The sequence below is a fragment of the Shewanella sp. 10B genome (assembly GCF_023475885.1).
GTDB lineage: Bacteria > Pseudomonadota > Gammaproteobacteria > Enterobacterales > Shewanellaceae > Shewanella > Shewanella mangrovisoli.
In genome coordinates, this window is record NZ_JAMDJO010000002.1 from 390,093 (window position 1) to 412,065 (window position 21,973).

Annotated in this window: 19 protein-coding genes; 12 read left to right on the top strand and 7 right to left on the bottom strand. The window is 46.5% G+C overall.

The annotated features are described in order from the left end of the window. Positions 1-46 precede the first annotated feature (46 nt). From M0415_RS09205 to M0415_RS09220, 4 genes are all read left to right on the top strand, one after another. Entirely contained in the window at positions 47-1,387 is a 1,341-nt protein-coding gene (locus M0415_RS09205; RefSeq protein WP_249554198.1) for a cytochrome ubiquinol oxidase subunit I, read from the top strand. Between the two features lie 55 nt (positions 1,388-1,442). Continuing rightward, the gene (cydB, locus tag M0415_RS09210) at positions 1,443-2,450 is read left to right on the top strand and encodes a cytochrome d ubiquinol oxidase subunit II (RefSeq protein ID WP_249554196.1); all 1,008 of its coding nucleotides are present in this window, start codon (positions 1,443-1,445) and stop codon (positions 2,448-2,450) included. Positions 2,451-2,511: 61 nt separating this feature from the next. Beyond that, on the top strand, positions 2,512-2,646 hold the full coding sequence (locus M0415_RS09215; protein WP_084294915.1) for a DUF2474 family protein: 135 nt from the start codon (positions 2,512-2,514) through the stop codon (positions 2,644-2,646). A gap of 461 nt (positions 2,647-3,107) precedes the next feature. Further along, positions 3,108-3,494 (top strand): GreA/GreB family elongation factor, encoded by a 387-nt coding sequence (locus M0415_RS09220; protein WP_011716055.1) that lies wholly within the window; start codon positions 3,108-3,110, stop codon positions 3,492-3,494. A 567-nt stretch (positions 3,495-4,061) separates the two neighbouring features. Here M0415_RS09220 and M0415_RS09225 read toward each other — a convergent pair. Continuing rightward, a complete protein-coding gene (locus M0415_RS09225; protein WP_249554194.1) occupies positions 4,062-4,841 on the bottom strand; it encodes an AraC family transcriptional regulator in 780 nt (259 codons plus the stop codon). Between the two features lie 192 nt (positions 4,842-5,033). Between M0415_RS09225 and M0415_RS09230 the strand changes: the two genes are divergently transcribed. Continuing rightward, on the top strand, positions 5,034-5,924 hold the full coding sequence (locus M0415_RS09230; RefSeq protein ID WP_249554192.1) for a DMT family transporter: 891 nt from the start codon (positions 5,034-5,036) through the stop codon (positions 5,922-5,924). 142 nt (positions 5,925-6,066) lie between these two features. Beyond that, positions 6,067-7,698: a methyl-accepting chemotaxis protein gene (locus tag M0415_RS09235; protein WP_249554190.1), complete on the top strand. Its 1,632-nt coding sequence runs from the start codon at positions 6,067-6,069 to the stop codon at positions 7,696-7,698. A gap of 86 nt (positions 7,699-7,784) precedes the next feature. Here the strand turns inward: M0415_RS09235 and M0415_RS09240 are convergent, their stop codons facing one another. The 4 genes from M0415_RS09240 to M0415_RS09255 all read right to left on the bottom strand — a co-directional run bounded on the left by M0415_RS09240 (position 7,785) and on the right by M0415_RS09255 (position 10,696). Further along, entirely contained in the window at positions 7,785-8,252 is a 468-nt protein-coding gene (locus M0415_RS09240) for a hypothetical protein (protein WP_249554188.1), read from the bottom strand. Positions 8,253-8,308: 56 nt separating this feature from the next. Next, positions 8,309-9,157 carry an FAD:protein FMN transferase gene (locus M0415_RS09245; protein ID WP_249554186.1) on the bottom strand — a complete coding sequence of 283 codons (849 nt, stop codon included), beginning with the start codon at positions 9,155-9,157 and terminating at the stop codon, positions 8,309-8,311. After that, a complete protein-coding gene (locus M0415_RS09250) occupies positions 9,157-9,708 on the bottom strand; it encodes an FMN-binding protein (RefSeq protein ID WP_011621715.1) in 552 nt (183 codons plus the stop codon). Before M0415_RS09250 ends, M0415_RS09245 begins: the two co-directional genes overlap by 1 nt. Before the next feature lie 79 nt (positions 9,709-9,787). Beyond that, positions 9,788-10,696 carry a DUF6662 family protein gene (locus M0415_RS09255; protein WP_220054802.1) on the bottom strand — a complete coding sequence of 303 codons (909 nt, stop codon included), beginning with the start codon at positions 10,694-10,696 and terminating at the stop codon, positions 9,788-9,790. 535 nt (positions 10,697-11,231) lie between these two features. On the opposite strand from M0415_RS09255, the gene M0415_RS09260 reads away from it, so the two are divergent. The 3 genes from M0415_RS09260 (at position 11,232) to M0415_RS09270 (ending at position 14,169) form a co-directional block, all read left to right on the top strand. Then, positions 11,232-12,569, top strand: coding sequence for a Na+/H+ antiporter NhaC family protein (locus tag M0415_RS09260; RefSeq protein ID WP_249554184.1), 1,338 nt, complete (start codon positions 11,232-11,234; stop codon positions 12,567-12,569). A 185-nt stretch (positions 12,570-12,754) separates the two neighbouring features. Then, positions 12,755-13,447 carry a hypothetical protein gene (locus M0415_RS09265; RefSeq protein ID WP_249554182.1) on the top strand — a complete coding sequence of 231 codons (693 nt, stop codon included), beginning with the start codon at positions 12,755-12,757 and terminating at the stop codon, positions 13,445-13,447. Between the two features lie 11 nt (positions 13,448-13,458). After that, positions 13,459-14,169 carry a 23S rRNA pseudouridine(2604) synthase RluF gene (locus tag M0415_RS09270; protein WP_249554180.1) on the top strand — a complete coding sequence of 237 codons (711 nt, stop codon included), beginning with the start codon at positions 13,459-13,461 and terminating at the stop codon, positions 14,167-14,169. A 163-nt stretch (positions 14,170-14,332) separates the two neighbouring features. On the opposite strand, the gene M0415_RS09275 is transcribed toward M0415_RS09270, so the two are convergent. Then, positions 14,333-15,790, bottom strand: coding sequence for an OmpA family protein (locus tag M0415_RS09275; RefSeq protein ID WP_249554178.1), 1,458 nt, complete (start codon positions 15,788-15,790; stop codon positions 14,333-14,335). Between the two features lie 1,351 nt (positions 15,791-17,141). Between M0415_RS09275 and M0415_RS09280 the strand changes: the two genes are divergently transcribed. Genes M0415_RS09280 through M0415_RS09290 form a run of 3 tightly spaced genes read left to right on the top strand, consistent with a single transcriptional unit; the run spans position 17,142 to position 18,989 of the window. Further along, positions 17,142-17,450 (top strand): DUF6980 family protein, encoded by a 309-nt coding sequence (locus M0415_RS09280; protein WP_249554176.1) that lies wholly within the window; start codon positions 17,142-17,144, stop codon positions 17,448-17,450. Beyond that, positions 17,425-18,336 (top strand): hypothetical protein, encoded by a 912-nt coding sequence (locus tag M0415_RS09285; RefSeq protein WP_249554174.1) that lies wholly within the window; start codon positions 17,425-17,427, stop codon positions 18,334-18,336. Before M0415_RS09280 ends, M0415_RS09285 begins: the two co-directional genes overlap by 26 nt. Positions 18,337-18,386: 50 nt before the next feature. Continuing rightward, positions 18,387-18,989: a hypothetical protein gene (locus M0415_RS09290; protein ID WP_249554172.1), complete on the top strand. Its 603-nt coding sequence runs from the start codon at positions 18,387-18,389 to the stop codon at positions 18,987-18,989. 692 nt (positions 18,990-19,681) lie between these two features. Here the strand turns inward: M0415_RS09290 and M0415_RS09295 are convergent. Beyond that, positions 19,682-21,838 (bottom strand): S46 family peptidase, encoded by a 2,157-nt coding sequence (locus M0415_RS09295; protein WP_249554170.1) that lies wholly within the window; start codon positions 21,836-21,838, stop codon positions 19,682-19,684. Positions 21,839-21,973: the final 135 nt, after the last annotated feature.

Consider the following 21,973-nt stretch of genomic DNA (forward strand, 5'->3'; position numbering starts at 1 on the left):
AGCGACTTGCTTTTACACATCCCTTTGCTGCACGCCTGAGGACACTATGTTTGATTTTGATGCCACCGTACTCGCGAGGATCCAATTCGCTTTTACCGTTTCTTTTCACATTATCTTTCCCGCAATCACTATTGGGTTAGCCACCTATTTAGCCGTGTTAGAAGGACTCGGGTTGAAGACAAACAATCAGATTTATCAGCAGCTTTATCAATTCTGGGTCAAAATTTTTGCCATTAACTTCGGCATGGGCGTGGTCTCAGGCATAGTGATGGCCTACCAATTTGGCACCCACTGGAGTGGCTTTTCGGCCTTTGCGGGCAGCGTAACCGGCCCTCTGCTCACCTATGAAGTGCTGACAGCATTTTTCCTCGAGGCGGGATTTCTTGGGGTGATGCTGTTTGGGCAAAATAAGGTTGGCAAAAAGCTGCACTTTTTTGCCACTTGCATGGTGGCCACGGGCACTGTGATTTCAACCTTTTGGATCCTCGCCTCCAATAGTTGGATGCACACACCTCAGGGTTTTGAAATCATTGATAACCGAGTCGTCCCCATCGACTGGTGGCAAATCGTGTTTAATCCTTCATTTCCCTACCGTTTAACCCATATGACGGTTGCCGCCTTTCTCTCCTCGGCCTTCTTTGTTGGCGCCTCCGCCGCATGGCATTTACTCAAAGGAAACGATACTCCCGCGATTCGTAAAATGCTTTCCATGGCCATGTGGATGGCATTGATTGTTGCGCCGCTGCAAGCAGTGATTGGTGACTTTCACGGGCTCAATACCCTTGAGTATCAACCGGTAAAAATCGCGGCGATGGAAGGTCATTGGCGTAATGAAGGGGATGAACCTACGCCGCTCATCTTATTCGCGATGCCCGATATGGATAAGCAAACCAATCATTTCAGTTTGGAAATTCCAGGATTAGCCAGTCTGATTTTAAAACACGATATAACCAAGCAAGTGCCAGCACTCACTGAGTTTCCTGCCGAGGATTGGCCTAATGTGCCCTTAGTGTTTTGGAGTTTTAGGGTGATGGTGGGCTTAGGCGTGCTGATGATTTTGGCGGGAATCTGGAGCCTCTATCTTAGACGCAAGCAGACGCTATACAGCAATCGCCTGTTCCTGCGCTTGGTACTGCTGTTAGGTCCCGCGGGATTAATCGCAACCCTCGCGGGCTGGTTTACCACTGAACTTGGCCGCCAACCTTGGGTTATCCAAGGGTTAATGCGCACTCAAGATGCGGTTTCGTCCCACAGTGTGACCCATTTAAGCCTCAGCCTGATGATGTTTGTTATCTGTTACTTCGGCATTTTTGGCGTGGGTTATCGCTACATGATGCGGCTCATCAGTAAAGGGCCGATAGCGCAAGGGATTGAGCACCATGGATAACAAATCCGACTTTTTAGCATATCAATCGATTAATCAACCCATTTAAAGGCACAACATGGAATTCGACTTACCCCTGATTTGGTTTGGGATCATCATCTTTGCCACACTCATGTACATAGTGATGGATGGCTTCGATCTTGGCATCGGCATCTTATTTCCCTTCATCCATGATGAAGAGGATAGGGATGTAATGGTCAATACCGTCGCGCCAGTGTGGGATGGAAACGAGACTTGGCTAGTACTCGGTGGTGCTAGCCTGCTCGGCGCCTTTCCCCTCGCCTACGCCATAGTGCTCGAAGCCCTGACCATTCCCTTACTAATTATGCTGCTCGCGTTGATTTTTCGCGGCGTCGCCTTTGAATTCAGGTTTAAATCCAGTACAGAAACCAAACCCTTTTGGGACAAAGCCTTTATGTTCGGCTCGATTATTGCCACCTTTGCCCAAGGCGTAGTGCTCGGCGCATTTATCTCGGGCATTTCGGTCGATGGACAAAGGTTCAGCGGTAGCAGCTTCGATTGGTTATCGCCCTTCTCACTCTTCTGTGGTTTTGGGCTGATGCTGGCCTACGCGCTGCTTGGTGCAACTTGGTTAGTGAAAAAATGCACAGGTACACTCAAAACGACTATGCAGCAGCTCGCCAAAGTCCTCGCAATTTGCCTGCTGATGACCATAGGAATCGTCAGTTTATGGACGCCCTTCGTACAACCCAATATTGCCCTGCGCTGGTTTAGTCTGCCGAATTTATTCTATTTTGCGCCTGTACCTCTGCTGGTATTACTCTGCACTAAGGCACTTATCCGCGCTTTAAATACTGAGGATGACTATCGCCCCTTCTTGCTGACGCTCGCGTTAATCTTCTTAGGCTTTAGTGGCTTGGGCATCAGCATCTGGCCACATATTATTCCGCCAACGATCAGCCTATGGCAGGCGGCCGCACCTGAGAGTAGCTTAGGTTTCATGCTCATCGGCGCACTGATGATTATTCCCTTGATCTTGGCCTACACCTTTTGGAGCTATTACGTGTTTCGCGGCAAAGTCACCAAGGATGCGGGTTATCACTAAAAACGACTTCATGCAGCCGATATCGACTCGGCTGCCAGCAACACACTCTTAGGAGATTGCTATGACGACTCAAACTTCATCGCTCCCCAAACGGCTCGGCTGGTTACTGCTGATTTGGTGCACCAGCGTCAGTTGCCTACTGCTGGTTTCCCTCTGCCTTAAAATCATCCTGCAAGGTGCAGGGCTAACAACTTAGCGGCTTAACATTCAGCCACGTTAATCAATTTATGCGCTAATAATTGCCTAAAAATATCGCCGGTTATTAATAAAATATTTTTATTTAATAGGAAAACGTCATTCCAGAAATAAAGAGCCTAGAGTTAAAACATGGGTTGCTTTATTTTTTCAGTTGGCCTATGGTATGGACAGTTTATTAGTCATTAATCACCAACCCAATTGGATGATTAATTTAGCCTTAATTTGATATGGAGATGTAGCAACATGTTAAACAATGCATTTTCATCTATCACATTTGAATCATCGCCTTTTACGCTAAATAAGCCTCATTATTTAGCCGGCTTTGTACGCCTTTCACTTAAATTTCCAGTTTAAGCCGAGTGCCACTCGCACTCGGCATCGAATTCCCATATTTTAATTTATCGCTTCCATTTTTATTTTGGGGCACGGCAGTTATCTAGCTCATATTTTGAGGTAGTTATGTTTTATTCTTTTTTTAGCAATCTATTTCAGTCTTTTATGTTGAAAACTGAAACCTATTACCTGCAAAACAGTTTTAATGCCTCACTTCGCCCGACTTCATTAGCCGCGGTGATCGCAAAACTGGATCAACTTAAGAGTGAAGAAACCCAAGATAAAGTGACAGTTGGTCGAGAAATTTTACTGGTTAACCAACAGGACCAGCAGGAATACCGTATCGAGCTGGTGTATCCGCCAAGGCACAAACCCAGAGCGGGGCGTTATTCGGTGATCTCCGATCTCGGCGTCAGCTTACTCGGGCGCACTAAGGGCGAATATGCCGAAGTCAATATTCTAGGTAAACCCGTATTATTTATGGTGAAAGACATCACCCTCAGCAAAAAATAAATTAACGGTAAAAATAGTTTTATCAGCATAAAGCATGTTCAAATTTCAGTGGCAGCATGCTTTTAGGTCGCTATTTGCGGCGGCATCTAGCATTGGCATAAAGAAAATAGGGAGAGCGCTATTTTGAAGTCTTTAACAGGCCGCGACACAAATTAAAGCCGATGAGCCAAGGCTTAGACCTCTTGGATATTTACCGAGTATGGCAGCGCTTATGTAAAAACCATCAAGAGGTATAAGTTTATTTATCTGGCTCATTTGGCTTTTCATGAGTTAATTTTGCCGACGGGTAATATTAACGACACTATCGGTAAGAATGCGGCGCTACAGTCGATAGTCTCATTTTATGAAGTTTCACTTTACTAAGTATCACTTTGCTGAGTTTAGATTCAGTTAGGAGTCATTGTCATGAGTAAAGAAAAAGCGAAAAAACCGCCGATGAAAACCTTAAAAGAGAAACGTCAGGATAAACGGAATCGACAGAAAAACTCCGATTAATCCCTGTGTAAAAAATCCCTTAAATCCTCTCTTTATGAGCAAGAGGGCGTGGTGATTATCACGCCCTCTTTTTTATCCCAATTGTCGGCGATATTGCTCAGGCGAATATTGGGCATATTTTTTAAACATCACAATATAAGGTGAGGTTTGGTTATAGCCCAAGGTCAGTGCCACCTCCTTGATTGCCAATCCTTCACGCAAGAGCTGTAACGAATAAATAAACTTATGTCGCTGCCGCAGCTCGGTAAAACTCATCCCAAGGCTGTCTTGGCATCGCCGAGCCAGAGTTCGCTCAGTGGTATGCAACTCAATCGCCCAACTCTTAAGACTCTTTTGGCTGGCGGGATCGAGTTCGAGTTGCTGCAAAATGGGCTGTAATAATTTATCGCCACTCGAGGGTAAAAATTGCGGCTGTGCCTGACCTAAAATCAACTGATCGATTAACACTTCAACTAGACGTTTATCCGCATCGCTCTCGGCCACTCTTATTTGCCGCTCCCTCAGGTCGTTCACTATCGCCAGAGCGATGGGCGTGATCGCCAGCAGGCAGGTTTCATTCGGAAAAGCCCCCGCACGACTAGCCACGATATTCATCGAGCAATAATGGATACTGCGACGAGTAAAGCTCTCATGTTCAATCCCAGCCGGCACCCAAATCGCATATTGGGAAGGCGATAAAAACCGCTGCCCTGCGGCATGCAGCTCCATAATACCACCGCTGATCAGCTGCAACTGCCCCCAAGTGTGACTGTGTTTTGGGGTGATGGTATTAGGGAGAAACGCTTCATAGTTGAAGAAAATATCGGCAATAGGCGCTTGTTCTGCCTTGAGCGGATGATAAACGGGACGCATCAGACCTCCGAAAATAGGCTGGCAAATTCGAGGCGAATACTGAGACTTAAAAAGGATTGTCCGCCGACGAACTGACATTGTCTTTTAAGCGATATTTATATCATAAAAGACCAGAGATAATAGCAGCAGCCTAAAACATCGGGTTTAAGCCCCTTCGCCTAACCCCGTCTCCACACCAATTAAGACTGACCTATGCTGTATTTATTTCCGCTTCTCGCCGTCGTGATTTGGGCGGGCAACGCCATTGTTAACAAACTCTCCTTTGGGATCATCGCCCCCGAAGCGATAGCCTTTTATCGCTGGTTTTTTGCCATGCTAGTATTAACACCTTTTATGCTAAAACCCGTCTGGCGTAAGCGTAAAACGATTGCACCATTACTGCCCAAACTCGCCACCTTGGCCGCCTTAGGCATGGTATTAAACCAAAGCCTGGCTTATTTTGCGGCGGCAACCACAACTGCGACCAATATGGCCCTAATCAACTCGCTAGTGCCTATGGTGAGCTTGTTCTTGGCCGTGCCACTACTCAAACAAAGGCTGACGCCTTTGGTCTTTGGTGGCACAGTGATTTCGCTCTTGGGCTTAGTGTTTATGTTAAGCCACGGCGATATGGCCAATCTTGCCATCGGTGTGACCCAAGGGGATTTACTGTTACTCATCAGCGCCTTTGTGTACGCACTTTATGGGGTATTGCTTAAACGCTGGCAATTGCCGATATCGACGTGGGAGTCAGTGTATATTCAAGGGATTATCGCGGTATTGATGTTAATCCCGCTGCTGTTTAGCGCGCCAAGTACAGCTATTAGCAGCCAAGCAGCACCGTTAATACTCTATGCCGCTCTGGGGGCCTCACTCATTGCACCTTGGGCCTGGATTAATGGCATCAGCAAGTTAGGAGCCGAGCGCACCAGTATTTTCTTCAACTTGATGCCGATCCTCGCGGCAATCTTAGCGGCGCTCATCTTGAATGAAACCTTAGCCGTTTATCACTATATAGGTGGTGCTATGGTCCTCTTTGGGGTGATGTTAGTGCAGGTAAAACCTAAACCGAAAACACCCACACCTATCGCCTGCACCGAATAACTCGCTTAACTCAACGCCCCAAAACCTTGGGGCGTTTTTTATCATCGCTTCTAATACAGACTTTTCGCAGGCTGCTGCAAACAACCAAATAGCGACTAAGCTATTTAATAAGTCGTTTTGTCAGAGAGTTATGGAGAGTCCCATGTTTAATAGCATTAGAGTCAAGTTTTCGCTGATGTTTGCCATTATGGCCACAGCCTTAATTGTGATGGCCGTGACGGATGCGATGCAAAACCGCACCACCCTTAAGCAAATGCAGGAGTTTAGCCAACGATTTAATCCGGCGATTTCGGCTATCCTCAACGCCGACCGCGATCTCTATCAGGCCCAACTAAGTGAAGAAGTACTGCTTAGGGCCGAGCTCAGCAGCGAGAACCGTAAGAGTGAGATAGACAACTGGCAGGAAAACGTCGACCAAGCGCGCGACCGCATGGGGGAATTTAAAAATTATCTGCAAGACCATTTAGAAGTTATCAAGTCCACCAGCGGTTTTGAGGCGCAATTTTCACTCTGGTATCAAGCCTCATCGGAAGTGATCAATGCTGTGAAAAACAATGACTTTGAACTGGCAAGACAACTCCATGAAAACAAATCTAAAAAAGAGTTTAAGGCCTTAAGGAGTATCTACAACACCGCCGGTGAAGCCGCCGATAACCGCGTTAAAGAACTGGATTTACAGGCCTCAGAGCAGGCCACCACGCAAACCCAAATTTCGGTCACCATAGCCACCTTAGTCGCGATAGTCGCCCTCGTGGTCGCCTACTTTGGTCCCAAAATCATAGTCAATGCGATCCGCGATATTACCGACAGGATCAACGATATTGTCGATGGCGACGGAAACTTAACCCAGCGAATTCCCATCACCCGCCAAGATGAAATTGGTGAGCTGGCCAATGCCTTTAACTTGTTCGTGGCTCAATTGCAGCAAATGGTTATCGCGATTATCAGCCAAACCAAGGATGTCAGCCAAACCGTTGAAAATCTCGCGACAAAATCAACCACCACCATAGGCATCAGTTACGAGCAGGAACAGTTTGTCGATACCATAGTCACGGCGGTGAATGAGATGAGCGCTGCGGTGCGAGAGGTGGCCAGCAACGCCCTGCATACCGCCACCGAAATCACTAAGGTCAACGACCAAACCATCGAAGGTAAAAATATCCTTACCCAGTCGGTTAACCATATTCAGCAACTGTCTGAGTCGGTGAAACAAGCCGTGGCGGTTATCGAAAAACTCTCAGTGAATTCCGCCAATATCGCCTCGGTATTGGATGTTATCCGCTCGATTGCAGAGCAAACTAACCTACTCGCCCTCAACGCCGCCATTGAGGCGGCCCGTGCGGGTGAGCAAGGACGCGGCTTTGCGGTGGTTGCCGATGAGGTGCGGACACTGGCGAGCCGCACCGAAACCTCGACCCAAGATATTCAGCGTATGATTGAGGAGTTACAACGGGGTGTAAATGATGCAGTTAAGAGCATTGAATCGGGCGCCAGCCTCACGAACTCGACCGTGACCCTCGCCAGTCAGACACAGGATGCCTTAGATGAGATCCTGAACTCCACCTCTAAGGTCAGTGAGATGTCGACCCAAACCGCCACAGCCACCGAAGAGCAAACCCATGTGACCGAAGAAATCAATCGCAACTTGACCGAGTTGTCTGACAAAACCCGCTACTGCAATACCGTCATCCAAGAGACTCAGCAAATCGTCGTCAACACCCAAACCATTTGCAGCAATCTGCAAAAAGAAGTGTCACGCTTTAAAGTCGCTTAAGGCGAGTAACGCGCCCAGATGTCCCTGACTTCGCGTCGCTCAAAGACAGATAAAAAAAGAGTGCCTAGGCACTCTTTTTTTATGGATTAGAGGATACGCTGACGCGTTAAGGATTGCTGCCGAATTTGCCGGCCGTGCCAGTAATGCCAACCAAAGCCGCCACAGAGTAATAGCCCTAAAAAGGTGTGTAATAAACTCGCGGCCAACTGCGCCGATTCTGAGCTTAAGTAATACAAGCCTACGCCCGTTAACGCTAATGCCAACAAACTGAGTGACATTACTAAACCACTCTTATGATTAAGCTTTTTACGCCAACCTGCACGGATATGGCTATGCCACAGAGCGCCGAGCAAGATGAGCATCAGCCAGCCGAGTAGCACATGCATCACAACCGCGGGTAAACGCAGATCCCCGCTCAAGCCAAAATCCACATCCCACTGCAGCTTAAACTCCATCACCCAAGGCAGCATAAATATACCCGTTATGCCCGTCACTGTGATGGCAAGGATGATCAACCAGAAAAACCAATTGGGATAACCACTTAATTTTTTCATTTTTATTTATATCGTTAAAAATACTAAAGAATAATGCAAAGCTTTATCGACACATCTTAGGGCGCGAAGTTGACTAAATCGCCACCCAACTGCTGAATTTTTGCTGCGGCGGTAGCATCGTCAAGGTAACCCGCGACCTTGGTTAACGCATCGGCGCGCCAGGCAAATGGTGCCCGTACACTCACAACTCTTTCTTGATTGCTGGCATACTGCTGCTCGTCTAAATTACCCGTCGGCAACAATAACGCGGGGTAATCGTGGCTTAACTGCTGGGAAACCCGCGAACTGGCAAGGGCGGTATTGCTGACGTTGATCTTTTGACTCAATCCGTTCGGCCCACGGCACAACACATTTAATGAAGCGCTACCAAACACTTTTAAATCGCCACCCGCATTCACCCAGCCGCCGCACACGCCGGCCCGTCGCAATTCAGTGACCGCCATATCGACCGCATAGCCTTTAGCGATGCCATCTAAGGTCAAAATCAGTGGGCGAGCCAATCTGGCTTTATCCGCTTGGATTTCAATATCTCGCCAATCCCCCTGCAACAGCAGCGGCATACCAAGATAAGCGGGCAAAGCACCACGGGACATCATCTCGCCACCCACTGTGCAGTTGAACAGGTTGTCACTAGCTCGGCCAAACCACTTGGCGAGCTTCAACACCCTCAGACTGTCAGGACTTAAGGCAATCCACTGCCCCGGCTGGCGATTCAGTAAATTCAGCTCACTATCCTGCTGGTGAAAACTGAGTAAGCGACCAATATGGGCCACACGCGAAAAAGCCGCTGTTATAGCGGCTTGAAGGGCAGACTCATCCAATGAAGGATGAGCATTGTGCTCGGCAACGGACTCAGCGGCAATTTCGACTAAGGTACCGAGTAAGGGTTTGGCTCTACGTATCACTATGCGACTGACTGCGACAAAAAGAGTTGATGGATAACAAGTAACCGTTTTACGCCATCGAGTAAATTACGGCAACTTAATGTGGCCCCACTAATATTGCTGACATCTTCATCGAGTTTAAAGGGATCTTTGAGGGTTTTACCGTGGAACTGATCGCGCCAACTCGCTTCACGCACTTGGCCGCCGTGGGTTTCACGGTAACTGAGCACTTCTAACCCGAGCACTTCGCCCTGCGGACTAATACCGATGGCGTAGGTAATATACTCATGTTTACCGACAACATCATCCACCACAAACCAACCGAGAAACTGACCGTCCTTTTCCACTTTCCAGATAGGTTGCTGATCTTGACGTTGGCGAACGCCCGATAAATCTTTGATCTGATCTTTCGCATCGGAGCTCAGTAAGGTTGGACGCTCACTAAATACTGCTGCCTTATCAAAAATCAACGCCTGCGCTTGGGCCACTGTTAAATAATCCGCAGAAAATGCAGGGGCGGCCACGACGACCATTGGCATAAACCACAAGCTATTCAGATATGTATGCGCCATTTCAATACCTAGTTTTAAAGCAAAAACTTGATTCATCACAGGCAGAGCAACGCTGCCCTACCTATGAGTAAAGTACAAGTTAGAAGTTAAATGCCACTTTTAATCTGACTTCTTGTTCCGTTTTTTCAATCAGATGCAGGCTAGTATCCTTTTGACCTTCGTACTGCTCACCGCCACCACTTAACTGGGGTAACCAAGTGAGAGTCGCCCACCAATCGGCACTGCCGTAATGTAATGAGGGACCGGCGAAGAATGACCAACGCTCTTGACCAATCTCGGTCTCAAATTCGGTTTCGAATAACACTTCGGCACTGATAAACCAGTTAGGGGCGAAACGGTAGCTCAGGCCAGTGCCCATTTTCAGCTCCAGTTCCATCTCTGGATCGGTTGACCAGTCAAAGTCTTCAGGCAAATTGGCAATTGGTGCCCGGTCGGCATAGGTCGATTCCATGCCAAGATTGCCAACCCAAATTAACTCGCCTTCGAGCATGTACTTTTGAGTCTGCAAGCCTAAATCAAGTGATAGGGTATCTTTGTCTTGACCAGAGTGCACATCAATCCAGTCATAGTCTAAGGAGGCGGTCATAGACAGACCAATATCATCCTTAGCAGGGCTTAAAAACATGTAACTTAAGCCGACTTCAGCGCCAGAGGTGGCAAAACCAATGTTTTTCTCTTTCGGCAGGTAACCATCGATGATTAAGCCGCTGGTATCTAGAGACATAAACTTAGCCGAACCCGATACCGCAAACTTGTCGGTCACACCGTATTCCAGCTCAGTCTCGTAATTAATGCCGCGGTAAGTACCTTGGCCTTTGTCGTTTCGCAACGTCACTTTTTGATAGAGTTCAATGGCTTCTTTAGGCATAGCCTCAGCGCCTTTGACATAACCAAATAAATCTTCACCTGCAGTGGCAGTGTGGCAGATGCCGAGTGTTAACACAGAGGCAGCGACTAAACTCAGGCGATGACGAGAAAATGTGCGCATTTAAACAAAGCTCCAAAGAGTTATTAACATAATTGGGAGGCGATTCTAGTAGAGCAACAAAAACAACGCAAATCATTATCATTAGTGTTTTATTGGATAAAGTACCAAATAATAAGGATATTTCATTTAAAACATGATGTTACAAATTAATGTTGAATTAATATTTTTTTGCTATGCAATCGGCTAATGGCCTAAATCGGCACATTTCTGCCTAAAGGCTATACTCACCATGGCATTTGTTACAGATCACCCCCTATACAGCTTTCATGCCCTGTATCTTTTCGAAAAAAGTGCTATAGGTAATAGATTGATTAATAAGGTCTAAAATGGCTGTTCACCACGATTTAAACCTCTTTTTAACGAACAGATCACAACGGAAGTAAAAACATCTAGACGTCTAGATTGACAGTAAAATGGCAATCCAATATGCTTGGCACCAAGTTGCTAGGATATGATGCCAAAGCGGCATAGATTTTAAGCGAGTTCGACTGCCAAGGATCACGCGGACAACCCGCCGAGTAAAAGAGACATTACATTGAGTCAATCAGCCCAAACCACTGCACCGAGTAGCCCGGCATCTTTTATTGCCCTGTTACCCTTATTCGTTTTTTTAAGTCTGTTTATTGGCGCAGGCGTCTATTTCCAAAGCCAAGGTGTAGACTTTGCCTTCTATCAATTACCGAGTGTGATTGCCATTCTGCCAGCCATTATTCTGGCCTTGGTATTATCAAAACAAAAACTCAATCAAGCGATTGATACCTTTATCGGCGGTATTGGCCACAGCAATATTATTGCTATGTGTTTGATTTACTTGCTAGCTGGCGGTTTTGCGGCGGTAGCGAAAGCCACAGGTGGTGTCGATGCGACCGTTGCCTTAGGTTTATCCCTTATTCCTTCAAACCTATTACTGCCCGGCTTTTTTGTGATTGCCGCCTTTATTGCCACCGCAATGGGTACCTCAATGGGCACCATCGCCGCCGTGGCACCTATCGCCTTAGGCGTTGCCGATCAGGCACAAATTGATTATGCCCTGATGGCGGGCGCCGTGATGTCTGGCGCACTGTTTGGCGATAACCTCTCGATTATTTCGGATACCACTATTGCAGCCACTCGTACTCAAGGCTGTGATATGAAAGATAAATTCCGCGAGAACCTGATTTTTGCAATCCCGGCTTCACTGCTAACCTTTGTCGCCTTTGTGATTGCAGGCCAAGGCCAAGCCGATCTAGCCGCTCAGGATATAGACTTTATCAAGGTGATTCCTTACTTGACGATTCTAGTATTAGCGGTCGCAGGGTTAAACGTGTTCGTCGTCTTGACCTTAGGCATTCTGCTGGCGGGCGCTGCGGGATTCCTGACCATGGACTATGGCGTTATCCAATTTGGTAAGGATATCTACGCGGGCTTTAGCAATATGCAGGAAATCTTCATCCTGTCGATGTTAGTCGGTGGTTTAGCCGCGCTGATGCAGCAACAAGGGGGTTTAGCCTTTGTAAGCAAACAGATTGAAAAGCTCATCACCCGTTTCTCAAAAGCTCAAGGTGAAGCCTCATGCCGCGCGGCTGAATTAGGCATGGCAGGGATTGTAGCCGTCACCAACAGCTGTGTTGCCAATAACACAGTGTCTATCGTTGTGACGGGTGATATTGCTAAAGAACTGGCTGAAAAACACGGTGTTAGCCCCAAGCGTGCGGCCAGTGTACTCGATATTTTTGCCTGTATTATCCAAGGATTAATTCCCTATGGCGCCCAAGCACTGCTGATCGCTTCAACCTTTAGCATCACACCGCTGGCGGCCGTATCCCACGCTTGGTACTGCATGATCCTTGCGGCTGTCGCGATTGCGATTGTGATTTTCCGTAAGCGCCACTAATCTTATTCGACTGTCGATAACACCAAGGGAGCCATTCGCTCCCTTTGTTTTTATCTGCCTAAGGTTCAAATTAGCTCAAGACTTGCCATCAGTTTCGGATTCAGGCAAGTTACAGCGGGTTATTCGCGCGGTATTAACCTTAATTTACGCCATAGTCATTCACCACAAAATGCATCCATCACAATATGAATCCGCAGCATGAACCCAGCTTTTACGACCTACATCGCCTGATCACTTGGTTGATTGTGGGTGCGGCGCTGCTGAGTGCCACCGGGGTTATCATCGCGCTCTACGCCGAATATCAAACCGTGGGCACTCCTGCCCTGTTTATGCGTGCCGATTTTCTCGGTGACTATATCAACTCGCCCCTCGCCTATGTATTTAACCTCGGATTACTCGCCGCGGGGATTTGTATGTTGGTCTCTATGGCTGGGCTCTACTTACTCAAACTCGACACCTTTAGCCAATATATTGCGCTCACTGGCGCCTGGGTTGGTACCTCGGTGATTTTGATGGGGATTTTTCCGATTAACTTTTTAACCATGCACAGGCTGGTTTCGACGAGTTATCTGTTAAGTACGCTAACCCTGCATGCCTTGGTAATTATCGCAGGAATCGTGCCTAAGCTTATCTGTCCAAGACCCTTGTTTTACTTAAGCTTATTAAGCTTTATCAGTGCCGTTTGTCTGAGCTTACAACTGGATTGGAGCCAACTGGATTTCCCGCCCTGCGAGACAGGCAATCACTTCTGTTTTGTTGCCGCCAATATGTGGCTGCAAACGAACCTCAATATTATTTGGTGCTTAAGCCTTGCATTTGCCATGCGCCGTTTATCCAAAATCCTGTATTATCGCGCCCAAGTCCATCACCCGTTTTAGCTTAGTCATTTATGCGTCTCGCCAAATACCTTGCCCAATGCGGCATTAGTTCACGCCGTGAAGCCTGCCGCTTGATTGAGGCCGGACGCATCAGCCTAAATGGCAAAATTGCTCTGCATACCGATGCCGTGCATTTCGATGCTGACGGCCAATGTCTTGATAGCCTCTGCTTAGATGAAAAGCCCATATCGGGCACCGAAGCGCTCAGCTATTGGCTCTTCAATAAAGCCGTAGGTACAGATTGCCGTTTGTTAGACGCCGATAAATCCAGTTTGCTGCATTTACTGCCAACTGCACCAAGACTCTACCCCGTTGGCAGATTAGATAAGGATTCCCGTGGCTTATTGCTGCTCACCAATGATGGCGAACTCACCCATAAACTGATGCACCCCAGTTTTGCCCACAGTAAAACCTACCATGTGCAGCTCGATAGGCCCTTCAACGATGCCTTTATGGAACAAATGGCTAGCGGCGTGCAATACAAAGAGGTGCGCACACTCCCCTGCCAAGTCACACGGTTAAGTGCAGACCGTTTTGAAATTGTGCTTACCCAAGGGTTAAATCGCCAGATTCGGCGCATGTCCAACGCCTTAGGTTATAAGGTGATTGACTTACAACGCGTCGCGTTAATGACATTAACGCTAGGCTCCTTAGCCGAAGGCGAAATGCGCCCACTCAGCCCAGAGGAAGTGACAGCGCTTAAAGCCGCTGTGGCAATTTAGTGGAGGACAAGTGGCGAATGCCCTCAAGTTGCTAGCCTCAATTTGAGGCAAATGCCTGCGCGAACAATATCTGCCAATAAACGCCAATGAAGATAGAAACGCCTGAGATGACTCAGGCGTTTTTGATGGAACGAAGATAGCCTTTCAAACTGATGAAATTGAGCTACTTTTTATCGGAACGAAGCACTAACTCCACTCTGCGATTCAACTTTTGTCCAGCGTCATTCGTATTGCTGGCCACAGGGCTGTATTCCCCATTACCGTGGGCGGTTAATTGGGTCGACGGAATTTGAAACCCATCACTCAACTGCTTAATCACTGCAGCGGCGCGGCGCTCCGACAGGCTTTGATTGTAACTCCGCTCGCCCTTGTCATCGGTATGTCCGACCACATAGAAACTCAACGCAGGGTTCTGCTTAAGATAACTCGCGAGGACCTCGAGTACAGGCTTAGACTCAGGCAACATACGCTCACTGTCATAATCAAACAACAATCCCTCTAACGTCGCCTTGCCTGTTTGGCTAATTGCATCGGTCAAGGCATCGAGGTCGATAGCCACACGATCATCCTTCAGAGTAGAGAGTTCCATGACCCTGAGCGTAGTATCGGCAGGCGTGCCATCGAAATATCCTTGGGAATAGATATCGAAGTAAACATCGCCCTTGGCGTGACTCAGCTTAAACAGCTGATACTCCTGCCATTCGTCTTCTTTATCGTCCTTGATTAATTTGATGGCATTGGTCAGGCTATCATCGTCACCGCAGGCCGTACCTTTACAGTGGAACACCCGTTCAGCCTGCAGCTTTTGTGCTGCTGCGGCATAATTGCTGTTGATTTCAAACAACGAGTAGCTTTCAGGCATCTGATAAGTTATTTGGGTAAGCTTGGCGTCCAGCGGTTTGGTTTGATAATCTGCGCCCGAGATCCCCACCAATACAGGCAGTTGAGTAAAGTTAGTTTGTTTGTAACTTGAAATATAACTGCCGGGCATGCGCCCCAATAAAGGATGGTCTGTCGCGCCTTGAACATCATCACTACGCCTATCTTTAATCTCAATGTCCTTCGGCGCCTGCTGTAAAAAGTCACCATTCGCTTGGATCAAATCCAGCGGCTCAGGGATAGCGTCGAGGATATCGACCTGCAGGTAGGTGTATCTATCCTCGCGATTGACGACATAGATACTGGTGTAAACCTCACCGCGAGGACCTTTTAGTTTTGCCGCCGCATAAGCACTGTGATAATCGGCATTCACGCTTTTAAGTGGCTTTAGCTGAGTTTGCATGGCTTGACCATCACCACAGGTGGCGGCCTGACAGCTAAATAACACTTCAGCATTCAGTTTTTTAAGCTGTGCCAAATAGTTATTGATCACATGTTCAGGACTATACCCCTCTGGCAACTCAACGCTTTGTCGAATCAATTTGCCCGATACAGGCAACAGAGTGAACTTGTCACCATTCACTGCGGTAATAAGCTCAAAGGGCGTATAGTGGATGCGCTTTTCTTCAGGCGATTTGGCGTCAGGGAAGGGAGTAAACAGCGATTCAGCATTCACCGCAAAAGTGGCGACACTGCTGGCCACAGTCAAAAATACAGCACTCGATAACGTTTTATGTCCCATAAAAAATCCTTTTCTGTAGGGAAAACTAAATAGATAAAAAAATAGTGACGGGATAATACGATAAAATTTTTTACCTAGGTATTAACTTGCTTAAAAGTAATACTTTTTATTGAAAAGGAAATACGGGAAATACTGAGATATCCTTCTTTAAATAGCGTGGAATAACCTCCATCTATACTTGATTAAGCATTGAACAAGGAGATTTATATGCCGCCAACGGTCACAGTTCATCTTACTAAAAGCTATTGCCCCAAAGCGAGATAAGTTTGTCGTCAGGTGTGTAGGATTAATTGTCATTGTTTCCCCAGTGACACGCCGTCCTTTTATTTTACAAGAAGTATCCCTATAGGCTCGACGGTGGCATCTGCAACACATGGAAGTGTAAATGCCGCGTTCACATGGATGTGAAAGAGCGGCCATGTCGCCAACGGTCACTGTTGCAACAATGGCAATTTTGACGGCCATTGCACTGTTCATTTGGCAAAAAAGCTAATGCCCCATTCCGTGTTTCGGCTCGTTAGCTCAATCGAGAATTCCCACTCCTGCTACCATACATATTCTTATCTATTTGCCTATGTTTGGCATTACCAGAAATCGTCTAACAATGTATGGGTATACAGTCGTATTTAAATTTAGGTGTTTTGGTCTGATTTTCATACAAAATCAGTACGCACTAATTCCATCAGAAATAAATAAAACTCTATAAAATCAGTTAAATATAGTAACTGAATTTTAGTTAATAGGTTTGAAAAACGCGCGTGCGCGTTTTTCCAGATGGTGTATTTGGCAGAATGCTGATAAGTTCTTTACATACAGATAGTTAATCGTGCGCGTTTTCACTGGTCCAACGAGGTAAACGCGCATGCGCACGAATAAAATGTTATGTGAAATGGAGGTAACATGGTAACTCGTGAAAGCATGAAGTCTTGGATAGTGGAGTGCCTTGAGTTAAGTGGTGGCTCAGGCTGGCCCAAAGATGTAGCGAAGTATGTATGGGAGTCTTATGAGTCCGATCTCCAGTCTTCAGGCGACATGCTTTATACATGGCAATATGACCTTCGTTGGGCAGCTCAGCAGTTACGAAATTCCGGGGTATTAAAGCCAGTACACCGTCGAACTGACTTACCATGGGAACTGGCATCTTTTACATCGGAATAGGCATTAGTATCTGTGTTGGCAAGAACTGAAGCTTCAAGGTTAGCCAATAGTATTTCACATAACAAAGCGTTTAAGAGGGACTCCCAACGCTCGGCGAATTGGGTTCAAAGTTCAGCTTAAGTGTTTATGGCACAGTATTTAAGTCTAGGTGTTATAGCGTTGTCGCCCCTTAACGCGGCGTTAAGTGTCCAAAATGAATAAGCATTGTTGCCAAGATATGCAGAGAGCAATCACTTTGGATTGCACCCAACACAAAGACATATATTCATGCCCGGATGTACTTGTTAGTTACATTCCAAAGTTCGACGAATATGGTTTGATTATTCATGACGGCGGTAGTGCATCGACTGAAATAAACTACTGCCCTTGGTGCGGTAAAAAGCTACCAGAGTCAAAACGCGATGAATGGTTCGAGGAACTTGAAAAACTTGGTTTTGATGAACCTTCCGAACAAGAAATTCCAGTGGAATTTAATAGTGATGCATGGTACCGCAACACTTAACCAGTTGCTCAAGTTTACTTCGCCAGCCAAGGCTGGCTCCGTGGGACTGGCGCGTGGCGCCAGCCCCTTAGCAAAGCGTTATGTTTCTGAGGAGAGTTCATCATTGTCAAATAGTTCAGAAAAGAAGATCAAGCGTATTAATCTTCTCCTTGCATATCTTGCGGTATTAACACCTGCGGGGTATCTGGTTGGCCTGAGCTTTTATCAAGGCCGACTGGCGGCATTTGGAGTAAGTGCAGATGCTTTTCCTTTAGCAATTCAGGATACATATGTTTCGGCATATTATGCTATTGGATATTTCTTGTTAGCGGTTAGTTCTGTCTTCACGGATTTCTTGAACACAATATTCTCCTGGCCTAAAGTGATTTACACATTGGGTGTCATTAGTAGCTTTATTGGATTGTGCTACTGGATGATTAAAAGGAAGAAAAGCCCTGATTCAAAAATCAAACAGTGGCTTAGAATACGAACGAAGGAATTAATTTCATACCTGCACTGGGAAAATAATGATTTCACTAAAGCAGTTGGTATAGCAGGTCTTGCATCTTATGGTGTCTTATCCATCTTATATGTCTTAGCTTTCTTGGCAATTTTTTGGTTTATGGTGCCTGCAATCGCTTATTACAGAGGCTTAGATAATGGTGAAGATATCCGATCCAAGTATTTGGAAAGCGGGTGCCATATAGCCGACGATGCTTACTGGGGAAATTGTCACAAACTCAATGACAAAGATGGAACGTTAATCTTAAAAGGGATTTTAGTTGTTCATACAAAAGAGCATGTTGCATTCTTTCATGACGGTGGTTCTATAGTAATGGGGATCCCACAAGGGTCTAGTATCACAAGAGATTTTCGCCAACAAAAAATAACAAGTAAATCCAGGTGACGCCTACGTCGCACCTGATTTAGGCGTTATGCATAAGAGAGTGGTGCTGAATGGAATATGATCGAGAGGCTGATCTTAGCCATCGCTTAAATACATTTTTATCTGAAAATTTTGGACTCCCGACCAAAGATTACTACTCACGGCTAGATGCCGAAGGGTTTATTTCTCTTAAATCAACGCTGTCTGATATAAATAATATTTTGACCCTAAAAGTCACGCTGTCTTTTGCCAACTGGTTATCGAAACACTACAACCTTGATGGCTCAGCCAAAGCAGAATTAGAACGTATTGTTCTCGAGGCTAAGCCTAATTCAAACGGTTATGATATATGGCTCGGTTATCCGATATCTTTTGTAGGTGAAGTTAAGTGCAACATCCCAATTAATAATGGTTCTATATATGGCTCAGCTCAAAGAGTCGGAATAGAAAAGGATATTAATGGTCTGTTAAAAGGTAAGCGAAAAGCATCAATAAATCCTGTAAAGTGCCCAAAGTTTTTAGCTTTTCTTGACTTGCCAGAGATTCGGAGTGCTAACAAACACTTATTAAGTGTCAGTGGTATCTGCAAAGAGCATCTCGTTTTTGCAGAAATGGGTCAAGAGTTAGATAGACTAGATGTAGTGTATGGCATATATGTTTCAATCAATGCATAACAAGTACATCAAAAACCGCTCCACTTCGTTGCGCTGGAACGTCGCTGACGCTCCGCCTTTTATGTGGGCGTTATCGTCATAGAAATTTAATCCGAAACTCAAAAATTAGAGTTCAAAATCTACCATGCTTTTGTCCCTTTGCTTTTTACGTACATACAGCAAATGGGTAGTTAAAATTGACATTGGGGCACCAGTGACCGTTGGCGACATGGATATCGCCGTCGAGCCTATAGGGATACTTCATGTTAAATAAAGAGGCGGCGCGTCACTGGGGAAACAATGATAATAAACTCCATAAATAGATAAAAAGATTAATCGCTTTTGTCCAAAAGCATGCTGTGTGTTTCTTTAAAACCTGCAAGCTACACCGATGCTAAAAGGGTGAGCCATGGTGATTAGCGAGACGACCGTCCTCCCCACGGACGGGGCGGTCGAGCATCCACGGATGGACTTGCTGCGCGTCGGCGAGTGAATACCATGGCTCCGCCTCCGCTATACGCTTACGTTAATGCAATGCTTTATCCATTAGTTCACTCGAAACGCTTTCAAACCTCCAAAAACAAAAAAGCGATAAACCCTTTGGGTTTATCGCTTTCTTCTTACCTTGCGGTCGCTACCTATATATCACCTAAATCATGCAACACAAGCATTAGGCAATGATACTTGCCGCACCTGTGCGGTGCGGTGATGGATTACTTAACGATTTCCATCTCGGCTAATAGGTTGTCGGCATTATCTAAATACTTCATCACCCACAGCATATAACGGCTATCGACTTGGATTGAGCGGTTGATATTGTCGTCGTACGCCCAGTCACCGATGATGCTTTCATACACGCCATCGAACAGTAAACCTACTAGTTCGGCGCGACCATTTAGGGTTGGAGAGCCTGAGTTACCGCCCGTTGTATCTAAGGTCGACAGGAAGTTTACTGGCACAGAATCGATGGCTTTCACATAGAAATCACCGTATTGCTTCTGCTTGATAAGCTCTAACTGTTTTTTCGGCGCATCGAATGGGTCAACACCCGTGTCTTTTTGCACTATGCCTTCGAGGCGAGTAAAGGGCTTAGCCACTAAACCATCTTTAGGCTCATAACCTTTAACATGGCCAACGGTCACGCGCAGGCTAGAGTTCGCATCGGCGTACACTGGCTTACCTTGCTCACGGTTATAGGCAATGATGGCATCCATATACTGTGGACGCACTTTCATCAGCTCGCCATCTAACTCTTTCTCTTTCTTCTCTTCGCTCATGTTGGTGTCATACATGGCCACAGCGAATTGAATAAAAGGATCCTTAGAAGCTTTGAAATCATCAACGGATTTTTCCATCCAAGCTAAACGCACATCTTTATTGCCCAGCTCGGTTTTGGCGTACATTTTATCTAAGGTTTTCGCCAGTTTAGCTTCGTTCACCTTTTTATCGATACCAAAGGCTTTATCCATTGCAGGTAAGCGCTGCGCCTCGGGTAATGCGGCATAACGTTTAAGCATATCCAAGAGTACGGCCTTATCGACACTTGGGGCATAACGGCGATCAATACGCTCCATGCTCGCCTTGAAACGCGTCATATCGCGGTCTTGGAAGCCGGGTTCGCGTTGCATATCAGGCAGTTGCTTCTCATGGGCCAAACGGTACAGATTGGTCGCCGTTGGCACCATAGTGGTGTTGCCAATGTAGCTTAAAATCATATCCCGTTCTTGATGGGCTTTGCTCTTAGCGATCAGCGCGTCTAATTCGCTTAAGGTTTTACCGTATTTGGTTTCGCGGCTGCTGTCTTTAGCAATCCATGCGGCGAGCTCGGCTTCACGGGCCTTGCGGTCGGCTAACATGGTGGATTTGCCATAAAACTCGATCATCGAAGTGAAGTTTTTAGCGTAGTTCGCTAAACCTGCAATTTGGCTCTCGTACTTAATGCGCTCGTCGCTGCCTTCTGGCGCAGTTTCTTTAATGATTTCAATAAAACGTTCGCGCAGCATCTTGCCTTCTGGGTAAGCCCATTCGAACTGATTTTGCACTTCGTTCGCGGTGCGGTATCTGTTGGTACGGCCGGGGTAACCCGCCACCATCACAAAATCCCCTTCACTCACACCTTTGGCCGAAACTTTTAAGAAACTCTTTGGCTCGTACGGCACGTTGTCGGCGCTAAATTCGGCAGGTTTGCCAGTTTTAGACACATAGGCGCGGTAGAAGGAAAAGTCGCCCGTGTGGCGCGGCCACATCCAGTTATCCACATCGCCGCCGTATTTACCGACGCTGCCCGCTGGGTTATAGACTAAACGTACGTCGCGGATTTCTAACTGTTTTACCAGATAGTATTCTAAGCCACCGTGGAAGCTATACACTTGGCAGCGGTAGCCTTCATCCTTTTCACACTCGGCAACGAGTGCTTTTTCTTGATTCTCAACGCCTTGATAAAACTCACGGCCCGTTTTGTTTTCAAGCCCAGCGTTGACGCGCTCAGTCACATTGGTCACCTCTTCGGTGACATAAACGCGAGAGCCAGGCGCCGCAGGTAATTCATCGGCAAAGGTCTTGGCTAAGAAACCGTCCTGTAACAGGTTTTTCTCTGGAGTCGAGTTATATTGAATCGAACCATAGGCGCAGTGGTGGTTTGTCACGACTAAGCCTTTTGGCGATACAAAAGATGCCGTACAGCCACCTAGGCTGATCACGGCATTCATGGGGAATTCGGTCAGTTTGGAAATCGATTTTGCATCAATCTCTAAGCCTTTCGCTTTCAGCTCATCGGCCATTGCGGGCAATTGGTGTGGCTGCCACATGCCTTCATCGGCATGGGAGGCAAAACTCGCCGCCACGGCAACTGAGAGTAACCATTTTTTCATTATCTTAAGTCCGTTTTAGGTGAAGAAAGCCGAGCGCTTGCGAGGCCATTTCTTATATTTATTGGGATAACATGCCGCTTTGATTAACGCTAAAAAGCAAAAAGTCAGGCACAGGGCCTGACTTTAGCATATCGC

What these genes read in the sequence shown, in the direction of transcription:
- M0415_RS09230 (WP_249554192.1), top strand. Translation starts at nt 5,034, where the DNA reads ATGCTGTATTTATTTCCGCTTCTCGCCGTCGTGATTTGGGCGGGCAAC.
- M0415_RS09240 (WP_249554188.1), bottom strand. Translation starts at nt 8,252, where the DNA reads ATGAAAAAATTAAGTGGTTATCCCAATTGGTTTTTCTGGTTGATCATC.
- M0415_RS09255 (WP_220054802.1), bottom strand. Translation starts at nt 10,696, where the DNA reads ATGCGCACATTTTCTCGTCATCGCCTGAGTTTAGTCGCTGCCTCTGTG.
- M0415_RS09280 (WP_249554176.1), top strand. Translation starts at nt 17,142, where the DNA reads ATGAATAAGCATTGTTGCCAAGATATGCAGAGAGCAATCACTTTGGAT.
- M0415_RS09225 (WP_249554194.1), bottom strand. Translation starts at nt 4,841, where the DNA reads ATGCGTCCCGTTTATCATCCGCTCAAGGCAGAACAAGCGCCTATTGCC.
- cydB (WP_249554196.1), top strand. Translation starts at nt 1,443, where the DNA reads ATGGAATTCGACTTACCCCTGATTTGGTTTGGGATCATCATCTTTGCC.
- M0415_RS09205 (WP_249554198.1), top strand. Translation starts at nt 47, where the DNA reads ATGTTTGATTTTGATGCCACCGTACTCGCGAGGATCCAATTCGCTTTT.
- M0415_RS09290 (WP_249554172.1), top strand. Translation starts at nt 18,387, where the DNA reads ATGGAATATGATCGAGAGGCTGATCTTAGCCATCGCTTAAATACATTT.
- M0415_RS09235 (WP_249554190.1), top strand. Translation starts at nt 6,067, where the DNA reads ATGTTTAATAGCATTAGAGTCAAGTTTTCGCTGATGTTTGCCATTATG.
- M0415_RS09250 (WP_011621715.1), bottom strand. Translation starts at nt 9,708, where the DNA reads ATGGCGCATACATATCTGAATAGCTTGTGGTTTATGCCAATGGTCGTC.
- M0415_RS09295 (WP_249554170.1), bottom strand. Translation starts at nt 21,838, where the DNA reads ATGAAAAAATGGTTACTCTCAGTTGCCGTGGCGGCGAGTTTTGCCTCC.
- M0415_RS09265 (WP_249554182.1), top strand. Translation starts at nt 12,755, where the DNA reads ATGAATCCGCAGCATGAACCCAGCTTTTACGACCTACATCGCCTGATC.
- M0415_RS09220 (WP_011716055.1), top strand. Translation starts at nt 3,108, where the DNA reads ATGTTTTATTCTTTTTTTAGCAATCTATTTCAGTCTTTTATGTTGAAA.
- M0415_RS09275 (WP_249554178.1), bottom strand. Translation starts at nt 15,790, where the DNA reads ATGGGACATAAAACGTTATCGAGTGCTGTATTTTTGACTGTGGCCAGC.
- M0415_RS09270 (WP_249554180.1), top strand. Translation starts at nt 13,459, where the DNA reads ATGCGTCTCGCCAAATACCTTGCCCAATGCGGCATTAGTTCACGCCGT.
- M0415_RS09215 (WP_084294915.1), top strand. Translation starts at nt 2,512, where the DNA reads ATGACGACTCAAACTTCATCGCTCCCCAAACGGCTCGGCTGGTTACTG.